Source organism: Flavobacterium sp. OHVDL-2026-0007 (assembly GCF_059882335.1).
The window spans coordinates 3,305,698-3,324,362 of the sequence record NZ_CM187612.1 but is presented as its reverse complement, the minus strand read 5'-3'; the positions used below and the strand labels follow the sequence as shown (position 1 = coordinate 3,324,362).

Below are 18,665 nucleotides of genomic sequence, written 5' to 3'. Positions count from 1 at the left end.
AAACAAAGCTATAATCTAAGTTTAGATGAAAGGTGTTGCAATAACGGGAATGGGTATCATCTCTTCGATTGGAAATTCAGTCGAAGAAAACTTCAGTTCATTATTAAATGAAAAATGCGCCATTACGCGTATCGAAAATATTCAGACCGTACATGCCGATTTTATAAAGGTAGGTGAAATCAAAAAAACCAATCCTGAATTGATCGATGAGTTGCAACTTCCTAACGATAACAACTTTTCGCGAACCGCTATGATTGGTGCTTTAGCAGCAAAACAGGCAGTCGAAAATGCTGGAATTACATCAATAAACGAATTTAGAACTGGACTTATTTCCGCTACGAGTGTTGGCGGAATGGACATGACCGAAAAGCATTATTACGATTACTTTGAAAATCCAGATCTTATTAAATACATCACTTGCCATGATGGCGGCGATGTGTCTCAAAAAATTGCTTCAACCTTAGGCTTAAAAGGAATGGTTACCACTATAAGTACTGCTTGTTCTTCGGCTGCAAACTCCATTATGTTGGGTGCCCGATTGATCAAGAGTGGAAAACTGGATCGAGTAATTGTGGGTGGAACTGATGCTTTAGCAAAATTCACCATCAACGGATTTAAAACATTGATGATTTTATCCGACCAAGACAACTCCCCTTTTGACCAAAATCGCAAAGGACTGAACTTAGGTGAAGCAGCAGCTTATTTAGTACTAGAGTCTGATGAGATCGTCCAAAAACAAAACAAAAAAGTACTGGCAAGAGTTTCTGGTTATGGAAACGCTAACGATGCTTTTCACCAGACTGCTTCTTCAGAAAATGGGGATGGTGCCTATTTAGCCATGAAAAAAGCCTTTGAAATTTCAGGCTTGAACCCTTCTCAAATTGATTATATTAATGTGCATGGTACCGCAACTCCCAATAATGATTTATCAGAAGGAAGAGCGTTACTCCGAATTTATAAAGATGGAAAGGTTCCCGATTTTAGTTCGACCAAGCCTTTTACAGGGCATACTTTAGCAGCAGCAGCAGCAATTGAGGCCGTTTATAGTGTTTTAGCCATTCAGCATAATGTGGTTTATCCGAATTTGAATTTCGAAACACCCATGGAAGAGTTTGATCTGAAACCACAAACCTCTTTAAAAAACAAAAACATCCAACACGTTTTATCCAACTCTTTTGGTTTTGGCGGAAATTGTTCCACTCTTATATTTTCAAAATGCAATTAAAAAAAACATATATAAATGGAGTAGGTTGCATTTCGACTCAAAGAACATTTGATACTGTTTTTTTAGAAGACGCGCTTTACAATCAAACCGATACGGTACTTACAATAGTTGCTCCGATTTATAAAGATTTCATCACCCCAGCGGCCATCAGAAGAATGGCAAAAGGAGTGAAAAATGGAATCGTAGCTTCGGCATTAGCTTTGAAAGATGCTCAGCTTGAAAATGTAGAGGCTATTATTACAGGCACTGGTTTGGGATGTATTGAAGATTCAGAGAAATTTCTAAAAAACATACTTGACAATAAGGAGGAGTTTTTAACACCTACTTCTTTTATTCAATCCACACACAATACCGTTGGTGCTCAAATTGCGTTGAACTTACAGTGTAAAGGCTATAATTTCACCTATGTCAATGGTGCTGTTTCTTTTGAATCAGCCCTTTTAGATGCTAAAATGCAGATTGAAGAACAGGAAGCCAAGTCCATTTTAGTGGGTGGAATAGATGAAACTGGAGATTATACAATGTCTCTTTTTAAATTGGCAGGTCGAATCAAAGAAGAAAACAATCAGCCCTATGATGTTTTGAATTCAACTTCAACAGGTGCTGTTTATGGTGAAGGGGCTAGTTTTTTCGTTTTAGAAAGCGAGAGAACCGCAACTACTTACGCTGAAATTCGTGCTGTTGAAATCATCAATATATTAGAAGAAAACGAGATCGAATCTTATATAATCAATTTTCTAAAATCAAACAACTTAGCAATTTCCGATATTGATGCTGTAGTTTTGGGCTTCAATGGCAATATCGTTTCTGATTCTTATTATAAAAACATGGCCGCTAATACCTTCTCCAAAACGCCACAACTCTATTATAAACACCTCAGTGGTGAGTATGATACTGCGTCAGCTTTTGCCTTATGGATGGCCTCTAAAATAATTAAGACGCAAGATGTTCCTGAAATCATAAAAGTAAATTCAGTTGAAAAACCAGTTTACAACACCATCTTACTGTACAATCAACTCGATGGAGAAAACCATAGTTTTACGTTACTTTCAAAATGATAACGCATAAAAACATCTCTCTATTCTTTATCTTTTTACTGCTGTTACTGATTCTTCTGAATTTTTATATCGCAATTGACTCACTGTGGTTTCTTGGGATTATTTTGATTTGGCTTGTCACAAATGCTATTGGATCCTCGAGAATATCCTCTAACTATCATGTAAAAGCATACTGTCATAATCCATTAGAAACAGACAAAAAAATTGCCCTAACCTTTGATGACGGCCCGACTGTCTTTACGGTAGAAATTTTGGCCCTATTAAAAAAATACAATGCTAAAGCTACCTTTTTTTGCATCGGAAAAAACATTGAGGCCCATCCTGAAATCATTACACAGCTTATAGCCGAAGGTCATTTGGTTGGGAATCATTCCTACGCTCATTCCTGCTTTTTTGATTTTTATAATGCCAAACAAATTACCGAAGAAATTCAGAAAACAGATCTTCTTTTAGAGAAGTTCACTTCCAAAAAAATAAACTTTTTTCGTCCGCCTTATGGAGTAACAACGCCATCTATTCGAAGGGCTTTAAAGCGGACTGGTCATAAAGTCATTGGATGGAATATACGTTCGTTGGATGGAGGGACAAAAAACCAAAATTTAATTTTCAATCGACTTATAAAAGGGCTTTCTCCTGGTGGAATTGTACTTTTGCATGATACCGGATCACATTCTGTTTTGGTCTTGGAACAGTTTTTGCAATTTTTACAGCACAACAACTATAATGTAATTTCCACTGAAGAACTTTTGAACCTAAAAGCTTATGCAAACTAAACTCTATATTCTCTTTGTTTTCCTAACTATTTCTAGCAATTGCTTATTTGCACAAGAGCAAAAAATGTCTGATGCGGAAGTTGTTTCCTTTAAGCAAGAGGTAAACCAAGTATCGAAAAAAATCAAAACCTTAAGCACTGATTTTGTGCAGTACAAACATTTGGATTTTTTATCAAAGGATATTGAAACTTCTGGAAAGATGATCTTCAAGGAACCAAGCCTTTTACAATGGCAATACAAGAAACCGTACAACTATATCATAGTTTTTAAAAATGGTAAGATCCTTATAAACGACGAAGGTAAAAAAAGTGCTGTCGATATTGGTAATAGTAAAATTTTTGGCCGCATCAATAAATTAATCATTGGGAGTGTAAGCGGAAATATGTTTGACGATAAAGAATTTACGATTTCCTATTTCAAATCAAAAGGACAGAATATGGCTAAGTTTATTCCCAAAGATGCCACACTAAAAAAATACATCAAACAAATTGAGCTTACTTTTAATAAAGAAGACGCTACAGTGGTTCAGGTAAAACTATTGGAATCCTCTGAAGACTATACTAGAATTGTACTAAAAAATAAAGTGATCAATGCAAAAATTGACGATTCCGTTTTTACTAACTAATTTCCTTTTGGTATTCGTATTGGTTTCTTGTGGCTCGGTCACCAAAAATTATACGCCAAAAAAATTAGACAGAACCTCTTATGAGGTTCCTTATTTTTCTGATCCAAATACCGATTATGTCTATAAGACCAATATCAACATCTATGGTCACGAAATATCCGGAATCTTCATTGCTAAAAAAATAAACGACACCACGCATAGAGTGGTTTTCACTACGGAGTTTGGTAACAAATTGTTAGATTTTGAACTATCAGAAAAAAGCTTTAAAGTCCATTCCATAGTGTCTGAATTAGATCGAAAGATCATCATTAATACCTTAACCGAAGATTTTCGCTTACTTCTTAAAAAGCAGTATTTGATTCAGGAACAATTCGAAAATGGATCAGGTCCTATTTATAAATCTGAAGATGGTAATCGAGATAATTATCTTTTCCTCTCTCAAAAAGGGGCCAAATTAGAGAAGCTGGTAAATGCGTCCAAAACAAAAGAAAAAATAACATTTCTTTTTAGTTCAGAAAACAATATTTTTGCTGAGAAGATCCAAATTATTCATCAAAATATTAAACTCAAAATTGAGCTAAATTATTTTAAATCAGAATAAAGATTAACCTAAACCAAAACCACAAATGAAAAAAATAATCACAATTGCTTTGCTCTTATTGGTCAATATAATGAGCGCTCAAGTAACATTCAAGCCAGGATTAAGAGCCGGAGCCGCATTTTCAACTTTCTCCCAAACCCATTCAAGTTATAAATCTGACCTTTATATAGGTGGTTTTGGTGAAATCAAATTATCTAAAATCTATATTTTACAACCTGAAATTACTTTTAGCCAACAAGGTTCGGATAATGTTAAAACTTTTTCTGACAATAATGGCACAAGTACCGTTGTATACAAAGACTTAGAAATTGACTACCTTTCGTTTGCGATGATCAATAAATTTACATTTGATAGTGGTTTTCAGTTTCAGTTTGGTCCTACTTTAGATTTTAGAGTACAGGATAATCTAGTTCACCAAAATTCCGATGTTGATTTAGCCTTTATATCAGGTATTGCCTATCGATTGCCTTCGGGACTAACTTTTGAAGCCCGTTTCAAAAAAGGACTAATTGATGTTTTAGACAGTGACTTCTACGGAAGCAATGGCAACACAGATTATTGGTTTGGAGATTACAACACAAATGTTAGCTTTCAATTAGGTATTTCTTATCCATTTGGTAAATAAAAAATCATGGTTTTAAAAGACTTTTACAACATCGTTTCCCAAGAAAAAACAGCCGACTCAAAATATACTATTACGATTTTGATCAATGAAAAACATGAAGTTTTCAAGGGGCATTTTCCAGGAAACCCTATTATGCCAGGAGTCTGTATGATACAGATTATCAAGGAACTTACCGAATCTATTACCCAAAGTTCCTTGATGATTCAGACACTCTCCAACGTAAAATTCATGGCTTTGATTAATCCAGAAGTTAATCCAGAACTGCGCTTAGAATTAGAGATTAACACCACCGATGATGATTTGATTAAAGTAAAGAACACAACTTACTTTAATGATACTGTCGCGTTGAAATTAAGTAATGCTTACCAAAAACTATAAAAATGAAACTGCTATTCTCATTGCTTTTATGGATTAATTTTGCTGGTACCCCAGATTTGGGTGCGATCAGAAAAATGTATGCTAGCGTTACAAAATCGGAACAGAACGCCATAGCCTTTTCGGATAAACTTGCTGATGTTTCCGATAATGATGCTAAAACTTTAGTGGCTTACAAAGCCGCTTCTATTTTACTGGTGTCAAGGTTTGAAAAGAAATTACAAGCTAAAATGGACCGCTTTAAAGAAGGCGCCAAACTCTTAGAAGTGACCCTAAAAAGCGACCCTACCAATATTGAGATTAGAATGATTCGGTTAAGTGTTCAAGAAAATGCACCTGGCATTACCGGCTATAAAAAAAATATAAAAGAAGACAAGCAATACCTTACGACACATTATGCTGAACAAAATAGTGTTTTAAAAGAATACCTAAAAGACTTTATTTTACAATCTAAAAGTTTCTCTGAAAAAGAGAAACAATTCGTGAAGTAAGCTAAAGATAACCCTCAATGAGACCTATTTTATCACAGCAAGACCTAATCCAATCCACTAATTTTTGTGTCATTGTTCCCACATACAACAATCACAAAACGCTAAAAAAAGTGCTGGATTCTATTTTAGAGTTCACCCCAAATGTCATTATTGTCAATGATGGGTCGACCGATGGCACAACTGAAATTTTAAAACAATATTCACAACTCACCCAAATTCACCATCCTAAAAATTTAGGTAAAGGTATGGCCCTTCGTAATGGCTTTCAAAAAGCACTCGAAATGAACTTTGAGTATGCCCTTACTATTGATTCTGACGGTCAACATTTTGCTGCTGATATTCCAAATTTCATTACTGAAATTCAGAACAATCCTCATTCTTTATTGATTGGAAGCCGAAATATGGCACAGGAAAATGTGCCCAAGAAAAGTAGCTTCGGAAATAAGTTCTCGAACTTTTGGTTTTGGTTTGAAACAGGAATTCGTCTAGAAGATACACAATCTGGATTTCGATCGTATCCCTTGCAACTCATTCCCAAGCAATTTTACACCAATAAATTTGAGTTTGAAATTGAAGTGATTGTGCGATCTGCTTGGAAAGGCATTTTAGTCAAAAACATTCCTATTGAGATTTTATATGATCCAGCAGAACGAGTTTCGCATTTTCGTCCTTTCAAAGATTTTACCCGCATCAGTATATTAAATACGGTTTTGGTACTCAATGCCCTTTTATATATCAAACCAAGAGACTTCTTTCGGAAAGCAAAAAAAAAAGGTTTTAAAAAATTCTTCCTCGAAGATATTTTAGAAAGCAGTGATTCCAATTTCAAAAAATCTGCTGCGATTGCTTTGGGTGTTTTTATCGGAATTTCTCCTTTTTGGGGATTTCAAACCATACTACTTTTGTTTTTTGCCACTTTATTTAAGCTCAACAAGGTAATTGCATATTTGGCCTCAAATGTTAGTTTTCCACCTTTCATCCCTTTCCTTATATACGCATCGCTCAAAATGGGTAGCTATTTTGTATCTAATGAAGGTGCTTTGATTTTGGACAGTTCACTTACCTTTGAGGATATTCAAAAAAATGCCACTCAATATATCGTCGGAAGTCTTATTTTAGCAGCAGTTTCAGCCCTATTTTCTGGCCTTTTGACTTATGTTCTTTTAACTACTTTTCGTTCCAATAAAAACAAAATTAACGCTAACTAAATCTATTTTTATCAAAGGCTAAGACCCAGATGAATTGACCCAATTAGTAACAAAAAAATCTAAAAAATAAAAATGCATCACTATTTCTATGCCATCCATTTGTTTGTCAACCGCAGAAAATCTTTGTCGGTTGCCTTGGCCATTTTGATGCTTTTCCTTTTTGGCTTTTTTGCCGCTCAGATTAAGTTTGAAGAAGACATCACCAAACTCATCCCCACAAACGATAAGGCAGATGTAGCAGCCAAAGTGCTCAAACAACTCAACTTTTCAGATAAGATTACCGTTATTTTCAAACTAGATAAAAACGGTAATCCAGAAGATTTGCAAGAAATGGCGACCGCTTTTTCGGACAGTCTTGCCTCTACTTGTAAACCGTATGTAACAGCCGTTCAAGGCAGAGTTGACGAAGCTAATATCCAAGAGACTATTGATTTTGTTTACCACAATCTTCCTCTTTTTCTTGACGATAACGATTATCTCACCATTCAAAATAAACTTCAAAAAGACAGTATTGCTGCCACGGTTCAAGGCAATTACAAATCCATTATTTCACCATCGGGATTTATCACTAAGGATTTTATCCTGCAAGATCCATTAGGGATTTCGTTTATCGCTTTAAAAAAATTACAGCAACTTAATATTGGGGACGATTTTACCCTTGAGAATGGTTTTGTCATGACCAAGGATAAAAAGAAATTATTGCTTTTTATTAGCTCCAATATTCCCTCGAGCGAAACAGAGAAGAACACCCTTTTTGCTGCCCAATTAAAATCAATACAAGATCATCTCAACCAGAAGTTTAAAAACAAAACATCCATTAGTTATTTTGGATCGGCTTTGATTGCAGTGGCCAACGCCAATCAAATCAAAAGCGATATTATCTTGACCACCACTATAGCGATGATTACGCTGATGTTGATTTTGATTTTGTTTTATCGAAAAATACTTATTCCCCTTATTATTTTCCTACCTACCGTATTTGGTGCTTTGTTTGCCGTGGCTTTTTTATATTTTGTAAAAGAGCAAATTTCAGCAATCTCACTCGGTATTGGTTCTATATTATTGGGTATTACCATAGATTATTCTATACATATACTCACACATTACAAACACAACAGTGATGTAAAAACACTCTACAAAGACATTACGATGCCTGTCATTATGAGCAGCTCCACTACAGCAGTTGCTTTTTTATGCTTGCTTTTTGTAAAATCAGATGCCTTAAATGATTTGGGGATTTTTGCTGCTGTGATCGTTATGGCTTCCGCATTTTTCTCTCTTCTAATCGTTCCTCATTTATACAAGCCGAAAGAAAACAATTTTGATCACAAGAAAAATGTCATCGATAAAATGGCTCATTTTTCCTTTCATAACAATAAATTTCTAATTGGATTTTGCGTTCTTATCACCATCATTTGCTGTTTTACTTATAATAATGTAGGCTTCAATAACGATTTGTCTCAATTGAATTTTGTGCCTCAAGAAATTAAAGCGGCCGAAAAGGATCTAGAAGAAAGTACCACTTTAACTTCAAAAACCATTTATGTTGCTTCATACGGAAATAGTATGGAGGAAGTTTTACAAAACAACAGTCAACTTTTTAATGATTTATCTAAAGAAAAACAGCAGGGCAAAATACTAAATTTCAGCTCCGTTGGAGGAATTATGCTTTCACAGGAGGCACAGCAACAGAAAATTGACAAATGGAATTCCTTTTGGAATGCCTCAAAAAAGCAAGTACTACAAGCTGAGTTAATTACTCAAGGCTCCAAATTGGGTTTCAAACCAAGTACTTATTCCCGCTTTTATGATCATTTAAATTATTCTTTCCAACCCGTTTCAGCCCAAGATTATCTCAAAATTCAGGCGCTACAGCTTAAAGAATTTGTCACAGAGAAAGAGGGGTTCTTCACTATTTCTACCTTGGTAAAAGTGACTCCAGAACAACGAGATGCTTTTGTAAAATTGGCTTCAGTAAAGAATAATCTTATTGCAATCGATCGCCAACAAATGAACGAAACGTTTTTTAGTACTTTGAAAACCGATTTTAATTCACTGGTCAATTATTCATTTGTAGCCGTAATCTTAATTCTGTTTTTCTTTTTCAAAAGAATCGAATTGGTTATTGTTAGCTGTATTCCGATTGCTTTAACTGGAATTGTAACAGCAGGTATCATGGGTATTTTTGGCATTCAAATGAATATCTTCAGTATGATTGTCTGCACTTTGATCTTTGGTCACGGTGTCGATTTTAGCATTTTCATGACCAGCGCACTTCAAAAAGAGTACACAACAGGAAAAAACGAAATTGCAATTTATAGAACTTCTATAATCTTAGCCGTTATTACTACCATATTAGGAATTGGCGCTATGATTTTTGCCCAACATCCTGCATTAAGGTCTATTTCATCGGTTTCATTAATTGGGGTTTTTGCGGCCTTAATTATTACGTTTATCTTCTACCCCATTCTATTCAAATTATTCATTACAAATCGAGCCAAAAAAGGGAATGCTCCATTTCAAATACGCACCTTTTTTCATGGCGTTGTATCCTTTTTCTATTACGGCCTTGGCGGTGTTTTAATGTCCCTTTTTAGTTTGATTATTATGCCGATTCTTCCGATAAATGAAAAAACAAAAATGAAAGGATTTAGGTATGTGATTTCAAAATTCATGAAATCAGTTTTATATTCAAGTCCTTATCTTCATAAAAGAGTTCTTAATAAATTCAATGAAAATTTCGAAAGACCAGCTATTATTATTGCCAATCATTCTTCGTTTATAGATATACTGGCCATCGGAATGTTGAGTCCCAAAATCATTTTTTTAGTCAACGATTGGGTCTACAACTCCCCTATTTTTGGTGCTACGGTTAGAAAAGCAGGTTTTTATCCTGTCTCAGAAGGACTAGAAGGTGGCGTCGAACATTTGCGTCAAAAAGTAAACGAAGGGTATTCGTTAATGGTTTTTCCTGAGGGAACACGCTCTGGAAGTAATCAGATTAATCGATTTCATAAAGGAGCTTTTTATCTTGCCCAAGAATTCAATATAGATATTCTTCCCGTTTTGATCCACGGTGCTTCAGAGGCAATTCCGAAAGGCGATTTTGTAATTCATGACAGCTCTCTTACTGTTTCCATTTTAAAAAGAATTTCGCCAGATGATCTTTCTTTTGGGAAAAATTACGGAGAGAGAACCAAACAGTTAAGCGCGTATTTTAAAACCGAATTTGCCAAAATTCGTCAAGAATTGGAAGGACCAGACTATTTCAAAAAAATGCTCATTCATAGTTATGATTATAAAGAAATTGAAGTCATAAATAGCGTCAAAAGCGATTTAAAGGCACATTTAGAAACGTATTACCGATTGAACACGCAGCTTTCTACCAAAGCCAAAATATTGCATTTAGCAAATGATTTCGGGCAATTAGATGTTTTGCTGACCCTACAGGAACCACAACGAAAAATATATTCATACATCGCTGACCAAGAAAAGTCGTTAGTAGCGAAAACCAATTATTTCCTCAAAAAGAGAAAAATCTCTTATCTAGAAACTCTTGAATTGGCTTTGGAAAATCAATATGATGTTGTTATAATTTCTGATAAAAATGACGCTACTGATATTGAAAAAATCGTTGCTAGCACCTCTTGTATTATTTTGATGGATTGTTCGGATTTAAAAAGCACTTTGACTACCTTAGATTTTAATTGTGTCTTAGAAGAAGATTCCCTAATCGTATTAAAGAAAAATTAGAATGAAAGAGCATTACGATGTGGTGATTGTAGGCAGCGGATTAGGGGGCTTAGTTTCGTCTATTATTTTAGCTAAAGAAGGCTACAGTGTCTGTGTGCTCGAAAAAAACAATCAATATGGTGGGAATCTGCAAACCTTTGTACGTGATAAAACCATTTTTGATACGGGAATTCATTATATCGGCGGTTTAAGCCAGGGACAAAACTTATACAAATATTTCAAATATCTGGGGATTATTGACCAATTGAATCTAAAAAAATTAGATGATAATGGTTTTGATATGGTCTCTTTTGGAGACGATCTAAACGAATATCCACATGCACAAGGTTATGAAAACTTTGTACAGCAATTAGAACATTTTTTCCCTGAAGAAAAAGAAAACCTTGAGGAATACTGTGATAAACTAAGAACGATTTGCGATTCATTTCCGCTGTACAATTTAAAATGGGAAGGCAAATATGACAATGCTATTTTAGAATTGAATGCAAAAGAGATAATCGACAATAGTACGCAAAATGACAAACTAAAAGCTGTACTGGCGGGCACCAATTTTCTATATGCAGGTATACCAGATAAATCGCCATTTTACGTCCATGCTCTTTCTGTAAACTCGTACATACAAAGTTCTTGGCGTTGTATTAATGGCGGAAGTCAAATTACCAAACAACTCTTAAAGCAACTCAAAAAACATGGTGGTGAATTTTATAAATACAAAGAGGTTACTCGTTTTAATGTAGAAAACAACAAAGTAATTTCTGTCCAAATGAAAGATGGAACTCAGGTTTCTGCCCATCGTTACATCTCTAATATAGATCCCAAAACCACGCTAAAACTAGTTGGTGAAGAGCATTTTAGAAAAGCATTTTTTAGCCGTATTCAGAGTCTTGAAGGCGTCATTTCAGCCTTTAGTTTATACATCGTTTTTAAACCACAAACTTTCAAATACATCAATCATAATCACTATCATTTTAAAAAAAGCAGCGAAGTTTGGACGGCTCACGACTACGACGAAGATTCCTGGCCAAAAGCTTTCATGGCTTCAATGAATGCTTCTAAAAAACAAGAAGAATGGGCAGAAGGGATGACTTTCATCACGTACATGAAATATGACGATGTTGCTTCCTGGACCAATACGTTTAACACCACTGTCGAAGAAAATGATCGTGGAGAAAGTTATGAGCAATTCAAATCAAGAAAAACAGCTAGGTTTCTTAGTGAAATTGAACTAAAATTTCCAGGAATAAAAGACTGTATCCAATCCATTCATACTTCCACACCTCTTTCTTATCGCGATTATATCGGGGGACACCATGGCAATATGTACGGTTACATAAAAGATTCAGCCAACCCTATGAAAACGCTGATCCCCTCAAAAACCAAGTTAGACAACCTTTATCTTACTGGTCAAAGCATCAATATGCATGGCGTTTTAGGAGTAACTATTGGCGCTGTTGTGACCTGCTCTGAAATTCTGGGCAAAGAGTATTTAGTGACTAAAATAAATCAGGCATCTGAATAAAACATAAGCTATGAAGAATCGAATTACCTCCCTTTTCTTTATCAGTTTACTATTGGTATTCACTTCTTGTGGAACTTCAAAATCAAAAAAACATTTACCAGACATTAGCCAGTATAATGCCAATATACCTCACGTTACCAAACCATCTGAAAGTGTTTTTATTTCTGGAAAAAATTCGCTTTTGAAAAACAAACAAGGTCTTTGGGAGTTATATGTTGAAGGTGATCCACTTGAAATTGGCCTTTCAACCGGAGCATTGTCTGATTCGCTTTTAAAAAAACAAGAGCAAATATTTTTCTCCAGAATAGAAGATATTGTTCCTTCCAAATTTCAGCAACATATACTTCGAAACTTTTTGAAATGGTACAATCGAAAACTATATCAGAATGTTCCAAACGAATATCAAACTGAGATCTATGGGGTTTCGCAATACACTTCCAATACTTTTGATAATATTGCACCGCAATACCAACGCAATTTGTATTTACATGCCGCACATGACATTGGGCATGCCTTACAAGATTTGGCTTTGGTCGGCTGCTCATCATTCGCTGCCTGGGGCGAAAAATCTGAAAACGGCAACTTAATCCTTGGACGTAATTTTGATTTTTATGTCAATGATGCTTTTGCTGAGAATAAAATAGTGGCCTTTATCAAACCAAAAGAAGGTCACCCTTTTATGATGGTAACCTGGCCTGGAATGATTGGCGCTGTTTCTGGAATGAATAAAGAAGGATTGACCGTTACCATTAATGCCTCTAAATCGAAAATCCCGATGAGTGCTAAAACACCTATTTCGATTCTGACCCGAGAAATTTTGCAACATGCGCAAAACATAAATGAAGCCATTGCCATAGCAAAAAAAAGAAAAGTTTTTGTTTCTGAGTCTATCATGGTTGGAAGTGCTCAAGATAACAGAGCCGTTTTAATTGAAGTCTCCCCTGAAAAAATGGACCTTTATGATGTGCCCAACAGTCAGCAGCTCATCTGTTCTAACCATTTTCAGAGTGAAAAATTAAAAAATAACAAACGAAATCAATCTCAAATTGTCAATAGTCATTCACAATATCGTTTTGACAGAATGGAGGAACTTCTCGCTGAAAATCCTAAAGTCAACCCTTTAATAGCCTCAAAAATTCTCAGGAACAAGGAAGGCTTACACAATAATGCCTTGGGTTATGGAAATGAAAAAGCCTTGAACCAATTATTGGCGCATCACGGCATTATTTTTAAACCAAAAGAAAAATTAGTTTGGGTTTCTGCAAACCCCTATCAACTAGGAGAGTTTGTTTGTTATAATTTAGATTCTATTTTCAAAGAAAGAAAAAATGTTTCCCTAATCTCATTTGAACAAGAAAATTTAAATATCCCTAAAGATCCTTTTATAGAAAGTACTGCATTTACAAACTTTCAAAAATATAGAATCGAAGATCATAAATTAGATTTATATTTGAAAAATAAAACCGTAATTCCCTCTGGATTTATTGAAAACTATCAATCTTTAAACCCCGATTATTGGGTTGTTTACTATAAATCCGGATTGTACTTATATCAAAAAAAAGAATTTCAGCTAGCTAAAATTAACTTTGAAAAAGCATTGACCAAAGAAATCACCACTGCTCCTGATCGACTTAAAATTGAAAAATATTTAAAAAAACTCAAAAGAAAATGAACACGATTCCAGCAATAGAAAAGGATTCTTCAGAACATATTAAAATTTTTCAAGAGCAAAAATTAGCCGAACTTTTACGCTATATCAGTCAAAACTCCCCTTTTTACAAACGTCTTTTTAAAGCGAATTCGGTTGATTTGTCAAAAATAAAAACCCTTGAAGACTTGAGGCTTTTACCAGTGACCACTAAAGAAGACTTACAACAATACAATGATGATTTTTTGTGTGTTCCACAACATAAAATTATTGATTACGCCTCTACTTCAGGTACTTTAGGTGACCCTGTTACCTTTGGCTTAACCGATGCTGACTTAGATCGACTGGCTTACAATGAAGCCATTTCTTTTGCTTGTGCTGGTATTGGAGAAGGTGATGTCGTGCAATTAATGACGACCATTGATCGAAAATTCATGGCTGGCTTGGCTTATTTCCTTGGACTGCGAAAATTAAAAGTAGGGGTTATCCGAGTGGGCGCTGGAATTCCAGAACTACAGTGGGATTCCATCTTAAAATACCAACCTTCTTACTTAATTACCGTTCCTTCTTTTCTACTGAAATTAATTGAATATGCAGAAATTCATGGAATTGATTTTAATAATTCCTCTATAAAAGGAGCAATCTGTATTGGAGAATCTTTACGAAATCAGGATTTTTCAATGAATACACTATCCAAAAAAATCACTGAAAAATGGAATATTAAGTTATTTTCGACTTATGCTTCAACAGAAATGAGTACCGCTTTTACCGAATGTGAACATGGAATTGGAGGTCATCATCATCCGGAATTGATTATTGTAGAAGTTTTAGATGAAAACAATAACCCCGTAAAAGAGGGAGAAGTTGGAGAACTTACCTTTACTACTCTAGGTATAGAAGCTATGCCTTTATTGCGCTTTAAAACTGGAGATGTAGTACAACTTCATCAGGACCCTTGCGCCTGTGGTAGGAATACCCTCCGAGTTGGACCTGTAGTTGGTCGTAAAAAACAAATGATAAAATACAAAGGTACCACGCTTTATCCACCGGCGATGAACGATGTTTTAAGCGATTTCGACTCTATTGAAAATCATATTATCGAGATTTCCACTAATGATCTTGGTACGGATGAAATTCTGATCAAAATTGCAGCCAAAGAGCAAAGCGCTGAATTTCTACAAGAAATAAAAGATCATTTCAGAGCCAAACTTAGAGTCACACCAAAGATTGAATTTGCTTCAAAAGAAACTTTAAATCCTTTAGTCTTTAATCCAATGAGCCGAAAACCAATTCGCTTTTTTGACTATCGAAAAACGACTATCTAGTCCTTTAAAGACAACAACACTCAGATTAACAGTAGTTTAATCATATCCCCTAAAACGGTTATAATTTAAATAGTGTACTCCTTTACTCTTCTTAATTACCGTAAATTCGACTAAAAGTTGTAATTTTGCAAAAAATTTGAAGATGGTCAAGATTGGCAACATAGAATTACCCGAATTTCCTTTATTACTCGCACCGATGGAAGATGTGAGCGATCCACCGTTTCGTAGATTATGCAAAACGCATGGCGCTGATATGATGTATTCTGAATTTATTTCCTCGGAAGGATTAATTCGCGATGCTATCAAAAGTCGAATGAAGTTGGATATTTTTGATTACGAACGTCCCGTTGGTATTCAAATTTTTGGTGGAGATGAGGAAGCCATGGCGCTTTCCTCTAAAATTGTCTCTACCGTAAAGCCTGATTTAGTGGATATTAATTTTGGATGTCCAGTAAAAAAAGTAGTCTGTAAAGGTGCTGGTGCCGGTGTTTTGAAAGATGTTGATTTGATGGTGCGTTTGACCAAAGCCGTTATTCGCAGTACGGATTTACCGGTAACAGTGAAAACACGTTTGGGTTGGGATGACAATTCAATAAATATTGACGAAGTGGCCGAAAGACTACAGGATATTGGTGTTCAAGCCTTGACTATTCACGCTAGAACTCGTGCTCAAATGTATAAAGGTCACGCCGATTGGTCGCATATTGCACGTGTGAAAAACAACCCTAGAATTACCATGCCTATTTTTGGAAATGGGGATATCGATAGTCCTGAAAAAGCACTAAAATATAAAAATGAATACGGTATTGATGGTATCATGATTGGTCGTGCTGCTATTGGCTATCCGTGGATTTTTAACGAAATAAAGCACTATTTTAAGACAGGCGAGCATTTAGCTGCTCCAACGGTTGCTGATCGTGTAGAAGCCGCTAGAAACCATTTAATGTGGTCCATGGAATGGAAAGGGGAACGTTTGGGAATTGTAGAAATGCGTCGTCATTATACCAATTATTTCAAAGGGATTCACTCTTTCAAAGAATACAAACAAAAATTGGTTACTACTGATGAACCTGAAAATTTGTTTGCCATTATGAAAGAAATAGAACAAGTATACGCTGGATACGAATTTGTATAGCAAAAAAAAAGACCTTCACTAGAAGGTCTTTTTTGTATTACAGAATCTGCTTTTATTTTACAGCTTCTAGAATTTTATCGGCAATTTCGCTTTGTCCTTTTTCACTTGTGATATAATTTCTATCGTTTTCATTTGATAAAAAACCCAACTCCAATAAGACAACTGGACAGTTCGAATTCTTTAAAATGTAAAATGGAGCTTCACTTACTTTTCGTTTCTTCAAGTTCGTATTCGCTACTTTTTCTAACAATAGATCCGCTATTTCTTTTGATTTCTCCTTAAATGCCGCCTTAGAAGAAACAAAAGCATCTAATCCATTAGCTGACATATTCAAATTTGCACTGACATGCAACGAAATAACCATCTCCGGATTTAGATTATTGATTTTAGAAGTTCTTTCACTTAATTCCAAAAACGTGTCTCCTTCTCGAAGTAAAACAATCTCTACATTTTCATTTTTATTTTGTGCTTTAATTTTTTGAGCTATGGCCGAAACTATTGTTTTTTCTTGCAAGCCATACATATCTGCTCCAAAATCTTTTCCTCCATGGCCAGCGTCAATAACAATAACCTTCTTGGCCGCTACCGGTCTAAAAGCAAAACTCGCTGTTAGAAAAACTACCGCGCCTAAAAGCGCTAAAACGTTAAATTTGGTTTTCATATAGATTTGTTTTTTGGTTACCTGTTTTAAACGTCTAAATTTAAGAAATATTGTACAAAAAAAACTAAACCTCAATACGCTTCCATTTTCCTCTTTTATAAAAGAAAATACCCGCTAGTGTTATTGCAGTCTCCGCCACCGGAATGGCGATAAAAACTCCAGTTGGTCCCATATTAAAATGTTTGGCCAAAGCATAGGCTAGTGGAATCTGAAACAACCAAAACCCAAAGAAATTAATTCCTGTTGGCGTCCAAGTATCTCCTGCTCCATTGAAGGTATTGATTAGCACCATTCCGATTCCGTAGAAAACAAATCCAATACTCATGATTTCTAATGCTTCAACGGCTATTGTTTTAACCAGTTGGTCATTGGTGAAAAAGGAAATAATAAAGGGAGCAAAACATAAGGTGATAATCATAATGCTGGCCATAAAAATCACGTTGTATTTCGCTGTGGTATATACTGATTTTTCAGCGCGATCGATCTGTTTAGCTCCTAAGTTTTGTCCTACCAAAGTGGCCGCTGCATTACTCAAGCCCCAAGCGGGAAGTATGAAAAACATCATAATTCTCAGTGCGGTTTGATAACCAGCAGAACCATGATCTCCCCCTGTTGTAGCGACTAACTGAGCTAAGAAAATCCAGCTACAAGAGGCAATTACGAATTGTAAAATGCCAGGAGCCGCGATTTTGATCAAAGCTTTGATCTGAGGGAAATTGGGAATGAAATAAACCAGCTTTATTCGCAATACACCCTTTCCAAAAAACAAATGATATACTTGATAACACACTCCAATGCTTCTGCCCAAAGTCGTTGCCATAGCGGCACCTGTTAATCCAAAAGCTGGAATCGGACCAAAACCATTAATCAGTATCGGACATAAAATGATATTACAAATATTAGCCAACCAAAGACTTTTCATGGCAATGGCAGCATTACCGGCTCCACGAAATATTCCGTTAATCAAAAATAAAAGCATAATGCACAAACTCCCACCGATCATAATTTGGGTGAACCGATACCCATGCTCAGCCGCATCAACGGACGCTCCCATGAAAAGCAAAATATCTTTGGCATATATAACGCCTAAAATACTCATGACACTATTAATGATAAAAGCAATAATAATGGCCTGCATACCGGCTTTCGCTGCAGCAATCGGATCTTTTTCTCCAATGCGTCTCGCTACAACTGCCGTTGCCGCCATACTAATTCCAATAGCAACTGAATATACTATGGTAATAACCGATTCGGTTAAGCCAACGGTTTGAATAGCAAAACTACTATGCTCTAAATGTCCAACGAAATACAAATCAACTAAAGCAAAAACGGATTCCATCATCATTTCTAAAACCATTGGAATGGCTAATAAAATGACGGCTTTTTTGATACTTCCTGAGGTGTAGTCAAAAGACTCATCACCCTTGATCGCTTGTTTTAAGGTGCTAAAAATTTTAGAAAATAAACTTTTCTTTATAACTGTTTCTGTCATGATGTAGTAGGATAAATAATAAAATTAGCCCAGCTTCAATTAGCTGAACTCAAATAAAAAGTAGGTATCCCAATTATTTATACAAAATAAAATAGGATTAGGCAGAAACAATCATAAACTATAGATTTTTAGAACGCTAAATATACGTACT

16 protein-coding genes are annotated in these 18,665 nt (G+C 35.3%); 14 read left to right on the top strand and 2 right to left on the bottom strand.

Annotated elements, in window-relative coordinates; translation table 11 throughout:
* The first annotated feature begins 25 nt into the window (after positions 1-25).
* The 14 genes from AC51AA_RS13545 (at position 26) to dusB (ending at position 16,361) form a co-directional block, all read left to right on the top strand.
* Positions 26-1,225: a beta-ketoacyl-[acyl-carrier-protein] synthase family protein gene (locus AC51AA_RS13545; protein ID WP_500702766.1), complete on the top strand. Its 1,200-nt coding sequence runs from the start codon at positions 26-28 to the stop codon at positions 1,223-1,225.
* Positions 1,216-2,283, top strand: a complete 1,068-nt coding sequence (locus AC51AA_RS13540; RefSeq protein ID WP_500702765.1) for a beta-ketoacyl synthase N-terminal-like domain-containing protein — start codon at positions 1,216-1,218, stop codon at positions 2,281-2,283. Before AC51AA_RS13545 ends, AC51AA_RS13540 begins: the two co-directional genes overlap by 10 nt.
* The gene (locus AC51AA_RS13535) at positions 2,280-3,056 is read left to right on the top strand and encodes a polysaccharide deacetylase family protein (protein ID WP_500702764.1); all 777 of its coding nucleotides are present in this window, start codon (positions 2,280-2,282) and stop codon (positions 3,054-3,056) included. The genes AC51AA_RS13540 and AC51AA_RS13535 overlap by 4 nt, the downstream gene beginning before the upstream one ends.
* Positions 3,046-3,681, top strand: coding sequence for a flexirubin biosynthesis/transport protein LolA2 (gene lolA2 / locus AC51AA_RS13530; RefSeq protein WP_500702763.1), 636 nt, complete (start codon positions 3,046-3,048; stop codon positions 3,679-3,681). The genes AC51AA_RS13535 and lolA2 overlap by 11 nt, the downstream gene beginning before the upstream one ends.
* Positions 3,647-4,282, top strand: coding sequence for a flexirubin biosynthesis protein LolB2 (lolB2, locus tag AC51AA_RS13525; protein WP_500702762.1), 636 nt, complete (start codon positions 3,647-3,649; stop codon positions 4,280-4,282). Before lolA2 ends, lolB2 begins: the two co-directional genes overlap by 35 nt.
* Before the next feature lie 25 nt (positions 4,283-4,307).
* A complete protein-coding gene (locus AC51AA_RS13520) occupies positions 4,308-4,907 on the top strand; it encodes an outer membrane beta-barrel protein (RefSeq protein WP_500702761.1) in 600 nt (199 codons plus the stop codon).
* A gap of 6 nt (positions 4,908-4,913) precedes the next feature.
* A complete protein-coding gene (locus AC51AA_RS13515; protein ID WP_500702760.1) occupies positions 4,914-5,285 on the top strand; it encodes an ApeI family dehydratase in 372 nt (123 codons plus the stop codon).
* A 2-nt stretch (positions 5,286-5,287) separates the two neighbouring features.
* Entirely contained in the window at positions 5,288-5,773 is a 486-nt protein-coding gene (locus tag AC51AA_RS13510; protein WP_500702759.1) for a hypothetical protein, read from the top strand.
* Positions 5,774-5,790: 17 nt separating this feature from the next.
* Entirely contained in the window at positions 5,791-6,981 is a 1,191-nt protein-coding gene (locus AC51AA_RS13505) for a DUF2062 domain-containing protein (RefSeq protein WP_500702758.1), read from the top strand.
* A gap of 72 nt (positions 6,982-7,053) precedes the next feature.
* Positions 7,054-10,734, top strand: coding sequence for an MMPL family transporter (locus tag AC51AA_RS13500; RefSeq protein ID WP_500702757.1), 3,681 nt, complete (start codon positions 7,054-7,056; stop codon positions 10,732-10,734).
* 1 nt (position 10,735) lies between these two features.
* Complete coding sequence (locus AC51AA_RS13495) at positions 10,736-12,253, top strand: phytoene desaturase family protein (RefSeq protein WP_500702756.1); 1,518 nt, start codon at positions 10,736-10,738, stop codon at positions 12,251-12,253.
* Positions 12,254-12,263: 10 nt separating this feature from the next.
* Positions 12,264-13,925, top strand: coding sequence for a C45 family autoproteolytic acyltransferase/hydrolase (locus tag AC51AA_RS13490; protein ID WP_500702755.1), 1,662 nt, complete (start codon positions 12,264-12,266; stop codon positions 13,923-13,925).
* Positions 13,922-15,226, top strand: coding sequence for a flexirubin biosynthesis putative acyl-CoA ligase FlxY (flxY, locus tag AC51AA_RS13485; RefSeq protein ID WP_500702754.1), 1,305 nt, complete (start codon positions 13,922-13,924; stop codon positions 15,224-15,226). Before AC51AA_RS13490 ends, flxY begins: the two co-directional genes overlap by 4 nt.
* Before the next feature lie 142 nt (positions 15,227-15,368).
* Positions 15,369-16,361: a tRNA dihydrouridine synthase DusB gene (dusB, locus tag AC51AA_RS13480; protein ID WP_500702753.1), complete on the top strand. Its 993-nt coding sequence runs from the start codon at positions 15,369-15,371 to the stop codon at positions 16,359-16,361.
* A 52-nt stretch (positions 16,362-16,413) separates the two neighbouring features.
* On the opposite strand, the gene AC51AA_RS13475 is transcribed toward dusB, so the two are convergent.
* Both AC51AA_RS13475 and AC51AA_RS13470 read right to left on the bottom strand, forming a co-directional pair.
* Positions 16,414-17,022 (bottom strand): N-acetylmuramoyl-L-alanine amidase family protein, encoded by a 609-nt coding sequence (locus tag AC51AA_RS13475; protein ID WP_500702752.1) that lies wholly within the window; start codon positions 17,020-17,022, stop codon positions 16,414-16,416.
* A 64-nt stretch (positions 17,023-17,086) separates the two neighbouring features.
* The gene (locus tag AC51AA_RS13470; RefSeq protein ID WP_500702751.1) at positions 17,087-18,514 is read right to left on the bottom strand and encodes an MATE family efflux transporter; all 1,428 of its coding nucleotides are present in this window, start codon (positions 18,512-18,514) and stop codon (positions 17,087-17,089) included.
* Between the last annotated feature and the right edge of the window lie 151 nt (positions 18,515-18,665).

Excerpts from the sequence above, each read along its gene's own strand:
- AC51AA_RS13545 (WP_500702766.1), top strand. The coding sequence starts at position 26 with ATGAAAGGTGTTGCAATAACGGGAATGGGTATCATCTCTTCGATTGGA.
- AC51AA_RS13540 (WP_500702765.1), top strand. The coding sequence starts at position 1,216 with ATGCAATTAAAAAAAACATATATAAATGGAGTAGGTTGCATTTCGACT.
- AC51AA_RS13535 (WP_500702764.1), top strand. The coding sequence starts at position 2,280 with ATGATAACGCATAAAAACATCTCTCTATTCTTTATCTTTTTACTGCTG.
- lolA2 (WP_500702763.1), top strand. The coding sequence starts at position 3,046 with ATGCAAACTAAACTCTATATTCTCTTTGTTTTCCTAACTATTTCTAGC.
- lolB2 (WP_500702762.1), top strand. The coding sequence starts at position 3,647 with ATGCAAAAATTGACGATTCCGTTTTTACTAACTAATTTCCTTTTGGTA.
- AC51AA_RS13520 (WP_500702761.1), top strand. The coding sequence starts at position 4,308 with ATGAAAAAAATAATCACAATTGCTTTGCTCTTATTGGTCAATATAATG.
- AC51AA_RS13515 (WP_500702760.1), top strand. The coding sequence starts at position 4,914 with ATGGTTTTAAAAGACTTTTACAACATCGTTTCCCAAGAAAAAACAGCC.
- AC51AA_RS13510 (WP_500702759.1), top strand. The coding sequence starts at position 5,288 with ATGAAACTGCTATTCTCATTGCTTTTATGGATTAATTTTGCTGGTACC.
- AC51AA_RS13505 (WP_500702758.1), top strand. The coding sequence starts at position 5,791 with ATGAGACCTATTTTATCACAGCAAGACCTAATCCAATCCACTAATTTT.
- AC51AA_RS13500 (WP_500702757.1), top strand. The coding sequence starts at position 7,054 with ATGCATCACTATTTCTATGCCATCCATTTGTTTGTCAACCGCAGAAAA.
- AC51AA_RS13495 (WP_500702756.1), top strand. The coding sequence starts at position 10,736 with ATGAAAGAGCATTACGATGTGGTGATTGTAGGCAGCGGATTAGGGGGC.
- AC51AA_RS13490 (WP_500702755.1), top strand. The coding sequence starts at position 12,264 with ATGAAGAATCGAATTACCTCCCTTTTCTTTATCAGTTTACTATTGGTA.
- flxY (WP_500702754.1), top strand. The coding sequence starts at position 13,922 with ATGAACACGATTCCAGCAATAGAAAAGGATTCTTCAGAACATATTAAA.
- dusB (WP_500702753.1), top strand. The coding sequence starts at position 15,369 with ATGGTCAAGATTGGCAACATAGAATTACCCGAATTTCCTTTATTACTC.
- AC51AA_RS13475 (WP_500702752.1), bottom strand. The coding sequence starts at position 17,022 with ATGAAAACCAAATTTAACGTTTTAGCGCTTTTAGGCGCGGTAGTTTTT.
- AC51AA_RS13470 (WP_500702751.1), bottom strand. The coding sequence starts at position 18,514 with ATGACAGAAACAGTTATAAAGAAAAGTTTATTTTCTAAAATTTTTAGC.